Genomic DNA, 14,983 nt, shown 5'->3' on the forward strand with positions numbered 1-14,983 from the left:
CTCGGCTCAGCGCACCGTACGCAGGGGAACGGGGAAGCGCGGCAGGACTCGCGCCAGGACTTCCGCCACATGACTGAGGAACAGGGTGCCCAGGCTGCTGCGGTAGTGCTGGGGATCGGGGCTGCCGATCGCCAGGACGCCGTGCAGGCCCTGGTGGGAGAGGGCGGCGACGGCGGCGGAGCCGACTTCTTCCTTGGCCGAATCACCGAACAGGAAGGCCAGCTCATGGGCGCGTAACACGCCGCTGGTGGTCTTCTCGCCGCCCAGCAGGCCACCGATGACCTTTTGCGCCTCGGCGGGCGTGACGCTGCGACCGACCGGCAGGGGATGTTCGTGGAACAGGATGAGGCCGACGTAGGGCACCTTGAATTCATGGCGCAGGCTGTCTTCGACCGTGCCTATCACCTCTTCGAGGCTGTTGGCATCCAGCAGGCCGATGATCAGCCGACGGGTCTTGTCGAACAGCCGGTCGTTGTCCCTCGCCACGTCCATGAGGTGGGCCAGGCGCTGGCGCATCTCACCGTTGCGATCGCGCAACAGTCCGAGTTGCCGCTCGACCAGGGAAATGGCGGTCCCCCGCTGATGGGGCACGCGCATTTCCGCCAGCAGCTCTTCGCGGTTGGCGAAGAAGTGCGGATGGTCCAGCAGCCAGTCGGCGACCTGGTCCGGGGTCAGTTCGGGGGTCTCGCTCATACTCTCACCTGGCCCTCGTAGACGCGGGTGGCCGGGCCGGTCATGAGCACCGGCTGGCCGACGCCGTCCCACTCGATGTTGAGCAGGCCGCCCGGCAGTTCGATGCTGACCGGCGACTTCAGCCAGCCCTGGCGGATACCGGCCACCGCGGCGGCGCAGGCGCCGGTACCGCAGGCACGGGTTTCGCCGACGCCACGCTCCCAGACCCGCAGGCGGGCGCGCTGGGTATCGATGACCTGCAGGAAGCCGATGTTGGCCTTTTGCGGAAAGCGCGGATGGCATTCCAGCTTGGGCCCCAGGGTGAGGACCGGTGCCTGGTCGACATCGGCGACGCGCAGCACCCCATGGGGATTGCCCATGGAAACCACCGAGAGTTCGACCGTTTCGCCGTCCACCTGCACGGCGTGGCTCAAGGCTTCCGCCTCGGCGACGAAAGGAATATCGGCCGCCTGCAGGCGCGGGGCGCCCATGTCGACGCGGACTTGGCCGTCGCCCTTGAGCTGCAATTCGATGATGCCGCTCTTGGTTTCGACGCGGATCTGCTTCTTCACCGTCAGGCGCTTGTCGAAGACGAAACGGGCGAAGCAGCGCGCACCGTTGCCGCATTGCTCGACCTCGGAGCCATCGGCATTGAAGATGCGATAGCGAAAGTCGACGTCCGGCTTGGTAGGGGTCTCGACGATCAACAGCTGGTCGAAGCCGATGCCGGTGTTGCGGTCACCCCACTGGCGGACGTGCTTGGGCTGGATATGCGCGTGCTGGCTGATCAGGTCGAGGACCATGAAATCGTTGCCCAGCCCGTGCATCTTGGTGAAGCGCAATTGCATGGAGCGCTCCCCTCAGCTTGGCAGCCGGCTTTCGCCCGCGAAGAGTTCTTCCAGCGTTTCACGCCGACGCACCAGGTGGGCCTGGTCGCCATCCACCATCACCTCGGCCGCGCGGCCACGGGTGTTGTAGTTGGAACTCATGGTGAAGCCATAGGCCCCGGCGGAACGAATGACCAGCAGATCGCCTTCGGCCAGCACCAGTTCACGATCCTTGGCGAGGAAGTCGCCGGTCTCGCAGATGGGGCCGACCAGATCGTAACGGCGGGCCTCGCCCTGGCGCGCGGCGACCGGCTCCACCGCCATCCAGGCCTGGTAGAGGGCCGGGCGGATGAGGTCGTTCATCGCCGCGTCGACGATGGCGAAATCCTTGTGCGTGGTGTGCTTGAGGTACTCCACGCGGGTCAGCAGCACGCCGGCGTTGGCCACGATAAAGCGGCCGGGCTCGAACACCAGGGTCAGTTGGCGACCTTCGATGCGTTCGCGGATGGCCTGGATGTAGTCACCGGCCAGTGGCGGCTGCTCATCGCGATAGCGCACGCCCAGGCCGCCACCGAGGTCCAGGTGGCGCAGCACGATACCGCGCTCGGCGAGGCGATCGATCAGCGCCAGCAGGCGGTCGAGGGCGTCGAGGAAGGGCGGCAGGCTGGTGAGCTGGGAGCCGATGTGGCAGTCCACCCCGAGGATCTCGAGATTCGGCAATTCGGCGGCGCGGGCGTAGACCGCCTCGGCGTCGGCGATGTCGATGCCGAACTTGTTTTCCTTGAGACCGGTGGAGATGTAGGGGTGGGTACCGGCGTCGACGTCGGGATTGACCCGCAGCGAGATCGGCGCGACCACGCCCAGCTCGGCGGCCACCTGTTGCAGCCGCTCCAGTTCGTCGGTGGATTCGACGTTGAAGCAGTGCACCTCCACTTCCAAGGCGCGGCGCATGTCGTCGCGGGTCTTGCCGACACCGGAGAACACCACCTTGTGCGGATCGCCACCGGCGGCCAGCACGCGCTCCAGCTCGCCGCGGGAGACGATGTCGAAGCCGGCACCGAGGCGCGCCAGGGCGTTGAGCACGCCGAGGTTGGAGTTGGCCTTGACGGCGAAGCAGACCAGGTGCGGCAGGCCGGCCAGCGCATCGGTATAGGCGCGGTACTGGCCCTCGATGTGGGCCCGGGAATAGACGTAGGTGGGAGTGCCGAATTGCTGCGCCACGGCGCTCAGGGACACCCCTTCCGCATGCAGTTCACCTGCACGGACAGCGAAGACTTCCATGCTGGCTCCTTAGAACACGTCGTGGCGATGTTCTTTGGCGGCTTTCTGGTCGTCGGGCAGGTACAGCGGGCCTTTCTGACCGCAGCCGGCCAGCAGGCAGGCGCAGGCGATGAAGAGGAGGGACAGGCGCTTCATGACGCTAAACCTATACGAAAAGATGATATTGCACCGAGTATACCGAGGTTAAGCGACTCTTTGACACGCCCGGATGGGCTGAGACACACGCGCTGGCGAAAGCCGCGACTGGACGCCATCTGGGCGGCCCGCTACCGTGCGTCGATTGTTTCCCTTCTTTCGAGGATCGTCATGAGCCGGCTCAGCGAAGCGCAATTCCACCACCTCGTCGACCAGACCCAGCGCCAGGTCGAGGACGCCTACGACGACAGCGGCCTGGACCTCGATCTGGAAAACGGCGGTGGCGTGCTGACCGTGAAGTTCGACAACGGCAGCCAGGTCATCCTCAGCCGCCAGCCGCCGCTGGTGCAGCTGTGGGTAGCGGCGCGCTCGGGTGGCTATCACTTCGACTGGGACGGCCAGAACTGGATCTGCGACAGCTCGCCCGAGACGCTCGGCGCCCTGCTGGTGCGGGTGACCCTGGAGCAGACCGGCGAAAGCGTGGCCTTCCCGGGACTTTGAGGGTTGCCGGTCGGCCCGGCTTGACCGCGAGCCGAGACCCTGTGCTAGCGTGACCTGACGGCGCCTTTCGAGCGCCGTTTTCTTTGCCGCCGCCTTGCGGCTTCCCAATGGGCGTCCGTCGCCCGTCATCCCGAGGGGCCTCCGCAGTTCGCGGCCGGGTCCGCGTCGTCTCGTCCTCCAGGAGTCCGCCATGCGCCATGCATCGCCCATCACCGTTTCCGCTGCCGATCTGCCCCGTCTCGAGCGCCTGCTCGACGACTTGCCGGAGTTCGGCCCCGTGGCCGCCGCCCTCGACGAGGAGCTGGCACGGGCCCAGGTCGTGGCGCCCGAGGACGTCGGCGCCGTGGTCACCATGAATTCCCGCGTGCGCTGCCGCGAGACCGACACGGGCAAGGAATATCAGGTGGTGCTGGTGTATCCAGAGGATGCCGGCGAAGCGGGGCGGGTATCGGTGCTTGCACCGGCGGGCAGTGCCTTGCTTGGCGCCACCCCTGGCGAAAGACTCAGTTGGCCGGTGCCCGGCGGCAAGGAGCAGCAGGTGGAATTGCTGGCGCTGGAGCCGGCCGCGGGCTAGTCCGTGTCGGTTTCCGGCAGTTCCGGCAGGGCGCGCAGTAACTGCTCGTAGTGAGCGCTATCGAAGGGTCGATCCGCCTGCAGCATGGCGTCTATCTCGAAAGCCAGCGCCTGGGCCATGAGCAGGACCGCATCGTCGCGCTCGTAGCCGACCAGGGTGAGCTTGTTGAGCACAGCCTGGACGTAGACGGGTTCGCCGGCGGCGAGCTGGTTCTCCACCGCTTCGATGAGATGAGAGGAAACGAAGGATTCTTCGTCGTCGTCGTGGTCAATCATGTCTGGATATCCCTTGTTACAGTCCGACCCCTGATGCCGGCCCGGAGTCTATCGAATGATCACCTGCTATCGCCTGTCCGCCAACGAGCTGGTCGCGCAGCCGCTGTCGCCGGGAGACGCGCTGCCCGAGGACCTGGTCTGGGTGGACTTGCTCGATCCCAGTGAGGAGGAAGAGCGCTATCTCGAACAGACCCTGGCGATGGACATCCCCACGCGCGAAGAGATCGCCGAAATCGAGGAATCGTCGCGACTCTACCAGACCGGTCAGGCCCTGCACCTCACCACCACGGTGGTCAGTGGCTTCAGCGAGCACCAACCCAAGGCGACGGTGGTGAATTTCGTGCTGACCCCCGATTGGCTGGTGACGGTGCGCTACGCCGAACTGGCCGCCTTCAAGACCTTTCTCGGCAAGGCCCGCCAAGAGGCCCGCCAGCACTGCCGGAGCGACGTGATCTTCGCCTCGCTGCTGGACAGCCTGGTGGACCGGGTGGCCGATATCCTCGAATCGGTCCAGGCGCATCTCAATCGCCTGGCCCAGGCGGTATTTCGCGAGCCCGTCGATTCCCAGCAGGAAAAGCACCAGCCGAAGACGGACCTGCAATCCATCGTCAAGCAATTGGGACGCACCAACCAGTTGCTGGCCCAGCTCAGCGAGAGCCTGCTGGGCATCAACCGGATCGTCTCCTACCTGAGGCGCACGGGTGCAGCCTGGATTTCCGGTACGGCCAAGACCTGGTTCAAGACGCTGGAGCGCGATGTGCGCTCGCTCAGCGATTACCAGGCGAAGATGAACGGCGAAATCGGTTTCCTGCTCGATGCCACCCTGGGGCTGATCAGCGTGGAGCAGAACAACATCGTCAAGGTCTTCACCATCGCCTCGGTGCTGTTTCTGCCGCCGACCCTGGTGGGGACCATCTACGGCATGAACTTCAAGGTCATGCCGGAACTGGATTGGCACTTCGGCTATCCGCTGGCACTGGGCGCCATGGTGGTGTCGGCGCTGATTCCCTATGGCTGGTTCAAGTTTCGCCGCTGGCTCTAGAGCGACTGACAAGACTACTGCGCACCCGCCAGACGGGCGCTCGCTACGTTTTGTCAGCCGCGCTTGGCCGGCGTTTCACAGCACTGCATGAGAGGACATACCAATGCGCGTTGGATTCATAGGCCTGGGTGGCATGGGGCAGGGCATGGCGGCCAATCTACTCAAGGCCGGGCACGAGGTGGTGGTCTGGAACCGCTCCCAGGCGCCGGTAGCGGCGCTGGTCGGCCAGGGCGCGGTAGCCGCGGCGACGCCGGCGGAGGCCTTCGATACCGAGGTGCTATTCAGCATCCTGGCCAACGATACCGCCACCCGCGAGGTGATCCTCGACAGCGGTGCCCTGCAGGGCGCGCGGGCCGGGCTGATCCACGTCAGCATGGCCACCCTGTCGGTCGCCTTGGTCGACGAACTGGTCGCGCGCCATGCCGAAGCGGGGTTGGGCTATGTGGCCGCGCCGGTATTCGGGCGCACCGACGTGGCCGCCAGTGGCCAGCTCAACATCGTGGTGGCGGGTGATCCGGCGGCCATCGAGCGCGTTCAGCCGCTGCTCGACGTCCTCGGGCGCAAGACCTGGCCGGTGGGCCAGGAGCCACGCCAGGCCAACGTGGTGAAGATCGCCGGCAATTTCATGATCGCCAGCGCCATCGAGACCATGGGCGAGAGCACTGCACTGGCGCGCAGCTATGGCGTGGAGTCGGCCGCGTTGCTGGAGATCCTCACCAGCACCCTGTTCGCCGCCCCGGTGTACCAGAACTACGGTCGCCTGCTGACCGAGCGGCAATTCTCGCCCGCCGCCTTCAAGCTCAGTCTGGGTCTGAAGGATGTCGGTCTGGCGCTGGCCGCGGGTCAGGAGAAGGCGGTGCCGCTACCCTTCGCCAGCGTCTTGAGAGACAACCTGCTGGAGGCCGTCGCCCAGGGCGAGGGCGAGTTGGACTGGGTAGCGCTGGGGCAGAGGTCCCATAAAAAAGCCGGGCTCGACTGAGCGCCGGACTACTTGCAGGCGGTCCCCAGGGCCGCCAGCGACAGCGGATAGAACTGCAGGTTGTAGCCGGAGGTCTTGGCCTGGCTGCAGCGCTTGGTGCTGTAGGGGCCGTAGTCGATGATCATCACCGGCTTCTTCTGGGTCCGGAAGTAGCTATAGGCATTGCACTCGGCGTAGTCGTAGCAGCTCTCATTGAGGGCGAAGTCGAACTTGCCGTAGACGCTGGGGATCAGCTCGATGGCATTCTTCAGGCCTACCAGCAATTGACGCTTGTGGGCTTCGTCGGCCAACCAGTTGAGGAAGTCCAGCTGCTGGGCCTTGGTCAGCTTGAGACCGTTCGGGTTGGTGTAGCCGTCGACGTTGTCCGGGTCCACACCCTGGCAGCCCTTCTGCACGGCCAGATCCAGGCGCTTGGCCAACAGGGCGCGGACATCGGCACGGCGGATGTCCAGCCAGCGCTCACCCGGCCAGGCGTCCAGCGCCTTGCCCAGGGCGGCCTTGGGGTAGAGGGCCGCATCGGTGCGCCAGTCTTCCCAGGTGCCGGCGCTGAAATAGCAGATCACCGTCTTGCCATTGCCCTTCAGGTTGGCGATCACCGCCTTGCTGGTGTCGTAGAGGTCGATGTCGTAGAAGGTCCGATTGGGCTTTTGCAACACGCCATTCAGCTGGACATGCCAGGTGAGCGTCTGGGGCAGCGGAGCGGGCGGGGCCGCATGACTGGAAGCGGCGGCGGACAGTCCGCACAGCAGGATGGAACAGGCTGAAAGGCGCATGAGGCTTGACTCGAAAGGCTGGTCAAGTCCTCAGTATCGGCTGACTTTTCGGGGGCCTGAGTGCCGGTCGTCGTACCCATTCGCGGCTGGTCGGTACCCAGTTAGCGGGCACTCCAGAGTGCTCGTTCAAAGAGCCTTGTCCTAGAGCTGTCGCCGATAGAGCAGCCGCTGTTCCGGTCGTGCGGCCAGCCTTTTTCGCCCGCTGGTGCTGCCGATAGACGGCATGGCGCGGCCAGCGAGCGAGGGGTCGCTGGCCGCGCGCCGAACGAACGCCGGGCTAGGCTTGCCCGCTCCTGCGCAGGCCACCACCTGGAGGCGGCGGCCGCAGGGAGCGTGCTGGCTCTCAGCGCTTGGCCAGCAACTCGCGACCGCGAGCCACGGCGGCGCGGACCTGGGCCGGTGCGGTGCCGCCGATATGGTCGCGGGCGTTGACCGAGCCTTCCAGGGTCAGGACAGCGAAGACGTCCTGCTCGATCTGGTCGCTGAAGCGGCGCAATTCGTCCAGGCTCATCTCGGCCAGGTCCTTGCCGCTGTCGACACCGTACTTCACCGCATGACCGACGATCTCGTGGCAATCGCGGAAGGGCAGGCCCTTGCGTACCAGGTAGTCGGCCAGGTCCGTGGCGGTGGAGAAGCCACGGCGCGCGGCCTCGCGCATGATCTCGCGCTTGGGCTTGATGGCCGGAACCATGTCGGCGAAGGCGCGCAGGGAGTCACGCAGGGTATCGGCGGCGTCGAACAGTGGCTCCTTGTCCTCCTGGTTGTCCTTGTTGTAGGCCAGCGGCTGGCCCTTCATCAGGGTCAGCAGGCCGGTGAGGGCGCCGAACACCCGGCCGGTCTTGCCGCGCACCAGTTCGGGCACGTCGGGATTCTTCTTCTGCGGCATGATCGAGGAGCCGGTGCAGAAGCGGTCGGGCAGATCGATGAACTGGAACTGGGCGCTGGTCCAGAGCACCAGCTCTTCGGAGAAGCGCGACAGGTGCATCATCGCCAGGGACGCCGCAGCGCAGAATTCGATGGCGAAGTCGCGGTCCGAGACGCCGTCCAGGGAATTGCCGCCGATGGCCTCGAAACCCAGCAGCTCGCAGGTGACCTGGCGCTGGATGGGATAGGTGGTACCGGCCAGCGCCGCGCTGCCCAGGGGCATGCGGTTGACGCGCTTGCGGCAGTCCACCAGGCGCTCGTGGTCACGGGAAAGCATCTCGAACCAGGCCAGCAGGTGGTGGCCGAAGGTCACCGGCTGGGCGGTCTGCAGGTGGGTGAAGCCGGGCATGATGGTGTCGGCTTCGGCCTCCGCCAGTTGCAGCAGGCCTTCTTGCAGGCGATTCAGCTCGACGAGGATGGCGTCGATCTCATCGCGCAGCCAGAGGCGGATATCAGTAGCCACCTGATCGTTGCGGCTGCGGCCGGTGTGCAGCTTCTTGCCCACCACGCCCAGGCGCTCGGTCAGGCGCGCCTCGATGTTCATGTGCACGTCTTCCAGGTCGACGCGCCACTCGAAGGTGCCGGCCTCGATCTCGCCGCGGATTTCGTCCAGCCCGGCGACGATGGCATCGCGCTCCGCCTCGCTGAGCACCCCGGCCTGGGCCAGCATGCGGGCATGGGCCTGGCTGCCGAGGATGTCGTGGCGGTAGAGGCGCTTGTCGAAGTCCACCGAGGCGGTGAAGCGGGCGACGAAGGCGTCGACGGGTTCGCTGAAGCGTCCGCCCCAGGACTGGTTGGTTTTTTCGCTGCTCATGGATCGGCCTGCTGCTGGGCTTGTCGGTGGAGGGTGAAGGGTGCCGATGATAGCAGTCCTGAGCGGGTTCCTGCCGGAATCAGCGGAGCCGACTTGCCGACGAGCGGTATCTGACCCACACTGCGGCTCATGATGCTCGAACGCCGCAAAACCCCCCGGCCGGTCAAGGTCGATGACTTCTTCGTCCCGGCGCTATGCGAACCGGAGGCCCTGCTCGTCCTGGTGGTGCTGGCGGAGTTGCTGGTGCTGGTCCTGGTGCTGGCCGAGCCCTTCACCCTGCAATTCAACTGGATCCGCCTGGCGCTGGTGTCGCTCTTCGTGCAGTGGATCGTGCTGCTGTCGGCGGCGCTGCTGTGTCGTCTGCGCCCCTGGCTCGCGCGCCATCGGCCGGTGGTGGCCGGCGGCCTCTGCTGCGCCATCGTGGTGGCGCTGACGCTGGGTTGCACTCTGGTGGCCGACTGGCTGCAACTGGCCGGCCCGCTACAGCGGGTGGGCGAGGTGCGGCTGTACATGAGGCACGCGCTGATCGCCTTCATCATGTCCATGCTGCTGCTGCGCTACTTCTGGCTGCAGAGCCAGTGGCGCCGCCAGCAGCAGGCCGAATTGCAGGCGCGCATCGAATCCCTGCAGGCGCGGATCCGCCCGCACTTCCTGTTCAACAGCCTGAACAGCATCGCCAGCCTGGTCGCCCTGGATGCCGACAAGGCCGAGCGCGCGGTGCTGGATCTGTCGGCGCTGTTCCGCGCCAGCCTGGCCCAGCCCGGTACCAAGGTGCGCTGGGTGGAAGAGCTGGAACTGTCGCGGCGTTATCTGGAAATCGAACGGCTGCGCCTGGGCGACCGGCTCAAGTTGCAATGGGACGTCGACGGCGTGCCGGCCGACCTGCCGATCCCCCAACTGACCCTCCAGCCGTTGCTGGAAAATGCCTTGATCTATGGTGTCGCGCCGCGCATCGAAGGCGGGCTCGTCACCATCTACGCCAACTATCTGGATGGGGTGTTCGAACTGGTCATCAGCAACCCCTACGATCCCGAGGTCGAGCAGCAGCCACGTCCCCCCAAGGGCACTCGTCAAGCTTTGAGCAATATCGAAGCGCGGTTGACGGCACTTTTCGGACCAGCTGCGAGTCTCAAAATCGAACGCCGCGACCAGCGGCATACAACGTCTCTTCGCTATCCATGCGAGCGACTCATGCGGGAAGCCTGAGCTTATGAATGTCCTGATCGTCGATGACGAACCCTTGGCGCGCGAGCGTCTGGCCCGTCTGGTGGGGCAACTGGACGGTTATACCGCCCTGGAGCCGACAGCCACCAACGGTGAGGAAGCCCTCGCTTTGGTTGAAAACCTCAAACCAGACATCGTCCTGCTCGACATCCGTATGCCGGGCCTGGACGGCTTGCAGGTGGCGGCACGGCTCTGTGAGCGTGAATCGCCGCCCGCGGTGATCTTCGTCACCGCCCACGACGAATACGCGCTCGACGCCTTCCAGGTGAGCGCCGTGGGCTATCTGGTCAAGCCGGTTCGCCAGGAAGACCTGGCCGCGGCCCTGAGCAAGGCGCAGCGCCCCAACCGCATGCAACTGGCTGCGCTGACCAAGCCGCCAGCCAGCGGCGGTCCAGGTCCGCGTAGCCACATCAGCGCCCGCACCCGTAAGGGGATCGAGCTGATTCCGCTGGACGACGTGGTCTACTTCATCGCCGACCACAAGTACGTGACCCTGAGACACTCCGGGGGCGAGGTGCTGCTGGACGAGCCGCTCAAGGCGCTGGAAGACGAATTCGGCGAGCGCTTCGTGCGGATTCACCGCAACGCGCTGGTCTCCCGCGAACGCATCGAGCGACTGCAACGCACGCCGTTGGGGCACTTCCAGCTGTTCCTCAAGGGCATGAACGGCGATGCGCTGACCGTCAGCCGCCGCCACGTCGCCGGCGTGCGCCGCCTGATGCACAGCATCTGACGTCGCTTCCACGTCGATGACCGGCGCTCAGCGGGGGAGAGGCGCCGGTCGACCTGCTATCATGGCCGGCAATCTGACGTGCTGGTAATGTCCATGCTCCGCGAAATTCGTATCGCTACGCGCCAGAGTGCTCTGGCGCTGTGGCAAGCCGACTATGTGAAAGCCCGCCTCGAAGCGGCGCATCCAGGGTTGCGGGTTAGCCTGCTGCCCATGACCAGTCGTGGCGACAAGCTGCTGGACGCGCCCCTGGCGAAGATCGGCGGCAAGGGGCTGTTCGTCAAGGAGCTGGAAAATGCCCTGCTCGACGGCAGCGCCGACATCGCCGTGCACTCCATGAAGGACGTACCCATGGAGTTTCCCCAAGGCCTCGGGCTGTACGCCATCTGCGAGCGTGAAGACCCGCGCGATGCCTTCGTCTCCAACCGCTATGCCCGGCTCGCCGATCTGCCCCAGGGCAGTGTGGTGGGGACCTCCAGCCTGAGGCGCCAGGCCCAGTTGCTGGCCCTGCGACCCGATCTGCAGATCCGCTTCCTGCGCGGCAACGTCAATACCCGCCTGGCCAAGCTCGACGCCGACGAATACGACGCCATCATCCTCGCCGCGGCCGGCCTGATCCGCCTGGGCTTCGCCGGGCGCATCCGTGAGTCCCTCACCGTCGAGGACAGCTTGCCCGCCGGTGGCCAGGGCGCCGTGGGCATCGAGTGTCGCACCGATGATGCCGAGGTCCATGCGCTGCTCGAACCGCTGCACCATGTCGACACCGAGCGCCGGGTCGCGGCAGAACGGGCACTGAATCGGCGCCTCAACGGTGGCTGCCAGGTGCCCATCGCCAGCTACGCGGTGCAGGAAGGCGAACTGCTCTGGTTGCGCGGCCTGGTCGGCCAGCCCGATGGTGGCCTGCTGCTGCGCGCCGAGGCTCGCGGCCCGCTGAATGACCCGGCCGGACTGGGCGTGGCGGTAGCCGAAGCGCTGCTGGGGCAGGGCGCCCAGGCCATTCTCGACGCCGTCTACGGAAGCGCCGGCGCATCATGAGCGCCTGGCGGCTGCTGCTGACCCGTCCGGCGGAGGAAAATCCACCGCTCGCCGCCGCCCTGGCCGCGGCGGGCATCGCCACCGCCAGCCTGCCGCTGTTGGAGCTCCAGCCACTGGCGGAGTCGCCGCCGCAGCGCAGCCTCTGGCTCGATCTCGACCGCTACGCCGCCGTAGTGGTGGTCAGCAAGCCGGCCGCCCGCCTCGGACTCGCTGCCCTGGATCGCTACTGGCCGCAGCCGCCGCTGCAGGCGTGGTTCGCCGTCGGCGCGGCGACCGCTGCGGTGCTCGACGACTACGGCCTGCTGGTGCATTACCCCGTGCGCGAAGACAGCGAAGGCCTGCTGGCCCTGCCGGCGCTGGACGCAGCCCTGCAACGCCCCGACCCCCAGGTATTGCTGTTGCGCGGCGAAGGCGGTCGCGACCTGCTGGTCGAGACCCTGACCGCCCGCGGCGTCCGGGTCGAGGTACTCGAACTCTATCGCCGGCAGTGTCCGGTTTACCCTGCGGGGCTGATCCTAGAGACTCTCGCAGCGGAACGCCTGAATGCCATCATGGTCAGCAGTGGGCAGGGTTTCGCGCATCTGCAGGCCTGTGCGGGTGCGGACTGGCCCGAGTTGCGCCGCTATCCCCTGCTGGTACCCAGCGCCCGCGTGGCCGAGCTGGCCCGCGCGAACGGCTGCCACCGCATGATCGAGTGCCAGGGCGCCAATGCCGGCGCCATCGCCGCCGCGCTAGCCCACCACCATCCGGATTGACCCTACAAGGAATTCCCGTGAGCGAAACTCAAGCCCCCCGCGCCGACGACGTCTCTCCCGATCCTGTCGTGACCGCCGCCACGCCCCCGCCAGCGTCGCCCCCTGCAAGCGCGCGCCGCAAGGGCTCGGGCAAGGCATCCGGTCTCGCACTGTTGGCCCTGCTGGTGGCCGCTGGCGGTCTGGGGCTGGGTGGCTGGAGCGTCTGGCAGTTACAGCAGGTGCGCCAGGCCGAGCAGAGCAGCGCCGCCCAGGCCGAGGATCTGCGCACTCAGCTGCGCCAACTGGAGACGCGCAACCAGGCGTTGAGTGCCGACCTGGCCCGTCTGCCTTCGGCCAGTGACTTGGAAGAGCGCCGCCGCCAGTTGATCGCCCTGCAAGGCGATCAACAACACCTCGCGGAGCAATTCAAGGAAGTAGTCGGCCAGAGCCGTCAGGCCTGGCGCCTGACCGAGGCCGAGCACCTGCTACGCATGGCGACCCTGCGGATGGTCGCCCTGCAGGATGTCCCCAGTGCGCAGAATCTGCTGCAGGGCGTCGACGACATTCTCAAGGCGCAGAACGACCCGGCTGCCTTCGCCGCCCGCCAACAGATCGCCAACGCTCAGCAGACGCTGCGCCAACTGCCCGATCTGGATCGCACCGGGCTGTTCGTCCAGCTCGCCTCGTTGCGTAACCAGGTGCAGAGCCTGGAGCCGCTGCCGCCGCGCTTCTCCACCACGGTGGCCGATCAGCCGGGTGTCGAGAAGCCCGCGCTGCCGCCGAGCAGCACCCTGCAGCAATGGTGGCAGGACTTCCGCCAGCGCATCTCCAGTTACTTCCGCATCGATTTCTCCGCCGACCAGCCGATCCGTCCGCTGCTGGCTGAGGAATCCCTGGCCCAGGTCCGCCTGGCCATGAGTCTGGCCTTGGAGCAGGCGCAATGGGCCGTGCTCAACGGCAACCAGGAGGTCTATCGCCTCTCCATCGAGCAGGCCGAAGACGTCCTCGCGGGCTACTTCAACAACCAGAATCCCGATAGCCGTGCGGTCAAGTTGCGCCTGCAGGAGCTGGCCGAGCGTCCGGTGACCTTCGAGGCGCCCGATCTGACGCCGGCGCTGACCGCGCTCCAGGCCTACATCGCGCAACGCCAGCAAATCCAGCCGAACATCCAGTCGAACAATGCCGCCGGCGCGGCTCAGGAGAATCGCCCATGAAGCGCCTGTACCTGCTGTTCCTGTTCGCCCTGCTCGTCGGCCTGGGCGTCGCCGTGGTGCTGGCCAAGGAGCCGGGCTATGTGCTGCTCTCCTATAGTAACTTCCGCTACGAATCGAGCCTCTGGGCCTTCCTGGCGCTGCTGGTGGCCGTCTGGCTGGCGCTCTACATCCTCAAGCTGGTGCTGAATGCCCTGGGGCTGACCGGCAAGGTGCTCAACCCCTGGTCGCGCCACAATCGCCAGCGGCGCCTGGAGCAGGCTCGCCACAAAGGCCAGCTGGAGTTGGCCGAAGGCAACTGGAGCAGCGCTCTCAAACACCTGAAAAGCGCCGCTGAACAGGCCGACCAGCCATTGTTCGTGCTGCTGGGCGCCGCCCGTGCCGCCAATGAATTGGGCGATCTCGAAGAGCGCGACCGGCTGCTGCGCCAGGCACGTGAACGCGAGCCCCATGCCGAGCTGGCCATCGGTCTCCAGCAAGCCCGCCTGCAGATTGACCGCGGCCAGTACCTGGAAGCCCGCGACAGCCTCGCACCGTTGCAGGCCAAGTACCCGAAGAACGGCGAGGTACTGCTCCAGCTGCAGCGTTTGCAGGTGACCCTGCGCGACTGGCCGGCGCTGATCGCCTTGCTGCCGCAACTGCGCAAGCAACAGGTGCTGCGTCCCCAGGAGCAGGACGACCTGGAGCGCAAGGTCTGGATCGCTACCCTGGACGAGGTGCCTGCACAGGGCGCCGAGTCCGCCTTGGATGCCCAGTGGCAGCAGGTGCCCACGGCGCTCAAGGGGGATTCCTCGGTCGTGCTGGCCTATGCCCGCCAACTGCGCGCCATCGGTCGTGACGACCTGGCCGAGGAGGTGCTGCACATCACCCTCAACCGGCAGTGGGATGAGCGGCTGATCGAACTCTACGGTCATCTGCGCCCGCGCGATGCCAGTCGGCCGCTGCATCACGCCGAAGGCTGGTTGCGGGAACGGCCTCAGGACCCGGTGCTGTTGCTGGCGCTGGGACGGCTGTGCATGAGCAACCAACTGTGGGGCAAGGCCCGCGAATACCTGGAGACCAGCCTGGCCCAGCGGCCTTCCGCCGTCACTGCCGGCGAATTGGCGCGGGTGGTCATGCAACTGGGCGACGTCACCCGCAGCCAGCAGCTCTTGCAGAGCCAATGGCATGAGCCGGCGCCTGGAGCTCTGCCGGCCACACGCGCCTGAGACGCCGCCGTCCAGCCCGGGTCCTTGAAAGGAGCCCGGGCTTT

Annotated in this window: 17 protein-coding genes; 10 read left to right on the plus strand and 7 right to left on the minus strand. The window is 66.4% G+C overall.

What is annotated here, in order from left to right; translation table 11 throughout:
- Positions 1-6: 6 nt before the first annotated feature.
- Genes CCZ28_RS17890 through lptM form a run of 4 tightly spaced genes read right to left on the minus strand, consistent with a single transcriptional unit; the run spans position 7 to position 2,915 of the window.
- Positions 7-693 (minus strand): DUF484 family protein, encoded by a 687-nt coding sequence (locus CCZ28_RS17890; protein ID WP_140220171.1) that lies wholly within the window; start codon positions 691-693, stop codon positions 7-9.
- The gene (gene dapF / locus CCZ28_RS17895) at positions 690-1,520 is read right to left on the minus strand and encodes a diaminopimelate epimerase (RefSeq protein WP_140220173.1); all 831 of its coding nucleotides are present in this window, start codon (positions 1,518-1,520) and stop codon (positions 690-692) included. Before dapF ends, CCZ28_RS17890 begins: the two co-directional genes overlap by 4 nt.
- A 12-nt stretch (positions 1,521-1,532) precedes the next feature.
- Positions 1,533-2,780, minus strand: a complete 1,248-nt coding sequence (lysA, locus tag CCZ28_RS17900; RefSeq protein WP_140220175.1) for a diaminopimelate decarboxylase — start codon at positions 2,778-2,780, stop codon at positions 1,533-1,535.
- A gap of 9 nt (positions 2,781-2,789) precedes the next feature.
- Positions 2,790-2,915 (minus strand): LPS translocon maturation chaperone LptM, encoded by a 126-nt coding sequence (gene lptM / locus CCZ28_RS17905; protein ID WP_007161378.1) that lies wholly within the window; start codon positions 2,913-2,915, stop codon positions 2,790-2,792.
- A gap of 171 nt (positions 2,916-3,086) precedes the next feature.
- Here lptM and cyaY point away from each other — a divergent pair, with 171 nt between their 5' ends.
- Both cyaY and rnk read left to right on the plus strand, forming a co-directional pair.
- Positions 3,087-3,416 carry an iron donor protein CyaY gene (gene cyaY / locus CCZ28_RS17910; protein WP_140220177.1) on the plus strand — a complete coding sequence of 110 codons (330 nt, stop codon included), beginning with the start codon at positions 3,087-3,089 and terminating at the stop codon, positions 3,414-3,416.
- A gap of 190 nt (positions 3,417-3,606) precedes the next feature.
- The gene (gene rnk / locus CCZ28_RS17915) at positions 3,607-3,990 is read left to right on the plus strand and encodes a nucleoside diphosphate kinase regulator (protein ID WP_140220179.1); all 384 of its coding nucleotides are present in this window, start codon (positions 3,607-3,609) and stop codon (positions 3,988-3,990) included.
- Here the strand turns inward: rnk and CCZ28_RS17920 are convergent.
- Entirely contained in the window at positions 3,987-4,265 is a 279-nt protein-coding gene (locus CCZ28_RS17920) for a hypothetical protein (RefSeq protein ID WP_140220181.1), read from the minus strand. The two genes, rnk and CCZ28_RS17920, sit on opposite strands and share 4 nt — an antisense overlap.
- A 55-nt stretch (positions 4,266-4,320) precedes the next feature.
- On the opposite strand from CCZ28_RS17920, the gene CCZ28_RS17925 reads away from it, so the two are divergent.
- Together CCZ28_RS17925 and CCZ28_RS17930 are read left to right on the plus strand one after the other, a co-directional pair.
- On the plus strand, positions 4,321-5,307 hold the full coding sequence (locus CCZ28_RS17925; RefSeq protein WP_140220183.1) for a magnesium transporter CorA family protein: 987 nt from the start codon (positions 4,321-4,323) through the stop codon (positions 5,305-5,307).
- A gap of 103 nt (positions 5,308-5,410) precedes the next feature.
- Positions 5,411-6,286: an NAD(P)-dependent oxidoreductase gene (locus CCZ28_RS17930; protein ID WP_140220185.1), complete on the plus strand. Its 876-nt coding sequence runs from the start codon at positions 5,411-5,413 to the stop codon at positions 6,284-6,286.
- An 8-nt stretch (positions 6,287-6,294) separates the two neighbouring features.
- Here CCZ28_RS17930 and CCZ28_RS17935 read toward each other — a convergent pair whose 3' ends face one another.
- Positions 6,295-7,059 (minus strand): endo alpha-1,4 polygalactosaminidase, encoded by a 765-nt coding sequence (locus tag CCZ28_RS17935; protein WP_240795179.1) that lies wholly within the window; start codon positions 7,057-7,059, stop codon positions 6,295-6,297.
- A gap of 343 nt (positions 7,060-7,402) precedes the next feature.
- Positions 7,403-8,797: an argininosuccinate lyase gene (gene argH / locus CCZ28_RS17940; RefSeq protein WP_140220187.1), complete on the minus strand. Its 1,395-nt coding sequence runs from the start codon at positions 8,795-8,797 to the stop codon at positions 7,403-7,405.
- Between the two features lie 129 nt (positions 8,798-8,926).
- On the opposite strand from argH, the gene CCZ28_RS17945 reads away from it, so the two are divergent.
- The 6 genes from CCZ28_RS17945 (at position 8,927) to CCZ28_RS17970 (ending at position 14,939) form a co-directional block, all read left to right on the plus strand.
- Positions 8,927-10,003 carry a sensor histidine kinase gene (locus tag CCZ28_RS17945; protein ID WP_140220189.1) on the plus strand — a complete coding sequence of 359 codons (1,077 nt, stop codon included), beginning with the start codon at positions 8,927-8,929 and terminating at the stop codon, positions 10,001-10,003.
- Between the two features lie 4 nt (positions 10,004-10,007).
- Positions 10,008-10,754, plus strand: coding sequence for a LytR/AlgR family response regulator transcription factor (locus tag CCZ28_RS17950; protein ID WP_007161369.1), 747 nt, complete (start codon positions 10,008-10,010; stop codon positions 10,752-10,754).
- 93 nt (positions 10,755-10,847) lie between these two features.
- On the plus strand, positions 10,848-11,786 hold the full coding sequence (gene hemC / locus CCZ28_RS17955) for a hydroxymethylbilane synthase (protein ID WP_437179181.1): 939 nt from the start codon (positions 10,848-10,850) through the stop codon (positions 11,784-11,786).
- On the plus strand, positions 11,783-12,541 hold the full coding sequence (locus CCZ28_RS17960; RefSeq protein WP_140220193.1) for a uroporphyrinogen-III synthase: 759 nt from the start codon (positions 11,783-11,785) through the stop codon (positions 12,539-12,541). Before hemC ends, CCZ28_RS17960 begins: the two co-directional genes overlap by 4 nt.
- A 17-nt stretch (positions 12,542-12,558) precedes the next feature.
- Entirely contained in the window at positions 12,559-13,734 is a 1,176-nt protein-coding gene (locus CCZ28_RS17965; protein ID WP_140220195.1) for a uroporphyrinogen-III C-methyltransferase, read from the plus strand.
- Entirely contained in the window at positions 13,731-14,939 is a 1,209-nt protein-coding gene (locus CCZ28_RS17970; protein WP_140220197.1) for a heme biosynthesis HemY N-terminal domain-containing protein, read from the plus strand. The genes CCZ28_RS17965 and CCZ28_RS17970 overlap by 4 nt, the downstream gene beginning before the upstream one ends.
- Positions 14,940-14,983 lie beyond the last annotated feature (44 nt).

It is taken from the genome of Pseudomonas oryzihabitans (assembly GCF_006384975.1).
Taxonomy (GTDB): Bacteria; Pseudomonadota; Gammaproteobacteria; order Pseudomonadales; family Pseudomonadaceae; genus Chryseomonas; species Chryseomonas psychrotolerans_B.

What these genes read in the sequence shown, in the direction of transcription:
- CCZ28_RS17960 (WP_140220193.1), top strand. Translation starts at nt 11,783, where the DNA reads ATGAGCGCCTGGCGGCTGCTGCTGACCCGTCCGGCGGAGGAAAATCCA.
- CCZ28_RS17925 (WP_140220183.1), top strand. Translation starts at nt 4,321, where the DNA reads ATGATCACCTGCTATCGCCTGTCCGCCAACGAGCTGGTCGCGCAGCCG.
- CCZ28_RS17945 (WP_140220189.1), top strand. Translation starts at nt 8,927, where the DNA reads ATGATGCTCGAACGCCGCAAAACCCCCCGGCCGGTCAAGGTCGATGAC.
- CCZ28_RS17970 (WP_140220197.1), top strand. Translation starts at nt 13,731, where the DNA reads ATGAAGCGCCTGTACCTGCTGTTCCTGTTCGCCCTGCTCGTCGGCCTG.
- CCZ28_RS17930 (WP_140220185.1), top strand. Translation starts at nt 5,411, where the DNA reads ATGCGCGTTGGATTCATAGGCCTGGGTGGCATGGGGCAGGGCATGGCG.
- CCZ28_RS17950 (WP_007161369.1), top strand. Translation starts at nt 10,008, where the DNA reads ATGAATGTCCTGATCGTCGATGACGAACCCTTGGCGCGCGAGCGTCTG.
- hemC (WP_437179181.1), top strand. Translation starts at nt 10,848, where the DNA reads ATGCTCCGCGAAATTCGTATCGCTACGCGCCAGAGTGCTCTGGCGCTG.
- lysA (WP_140220175.1), bottom strand. Translation starts at nt 2,780, where the DNA reads ATGGAAGTCTTCGCTGTCCGTGCAGGTGAACTGCATGCGGAAGGGGTG.
- rnk (WP_140220179.1), top strand. Translation starts at nt 3,607, where the DNA reads ATGCGCCATGCATCGCCCATCACCGTTTCCGCTGCCGATCTGCCCCGT.
- CCZ28_RS17890 (WP_140220171.1), bottom strand. Translation starts at nt 693, where the DNA reads ATGAGCGAGACCCCCGAACTGACCCCGGACCAGGTCGCCGACTGGCTG.
- argH (WP_140220187.1), bottom strand. Translation starts at nt 8,797, where the DNA reads ATGAGCAGCGAAAAAACCAACCAGTCCTGGGGCGGACGCTTCAGCGAA.
- CCZ28_RS17920 (WP_140220181.1), bottom strand. Translation starts at nt 4,265, where the DNA reads ATGATTGACCACGACGACGACGAAGAATCCTTCGTTTCCTCTCATCTC.
- dapF (WP_140220173.1), bottom strand. Translation starts at nt 1,520, where the DNA reads ATGCAATTGCGCTTCACCAAGATGCACGGGCTGGGCAACGATTTCATG.
- lptM (WP_007161378.1), bottom strand. Translation starts at nt 2,915, where the DNA reads ATGAAGCGCCTGTCCCTCCTCTTCATCGCCTGCGCCTGCCTGCTGGCC.
- CCZ28_RS17935 (WP_240795179.1), bottom strand. Translation starts at nt 7,059, where the DNA reads ATGCGCCTTTCAGCCTGTTCCATCCTGCTGTGCGGACTGTCCGCCGCC.
- cyaY (WP_140220177.1), top strand. Translation starts at nt 3,087, where the DNA reads ATGAGCCGGCTCAGCGAAGCGCAATTCCACCACCTCGTCGACCAGACC.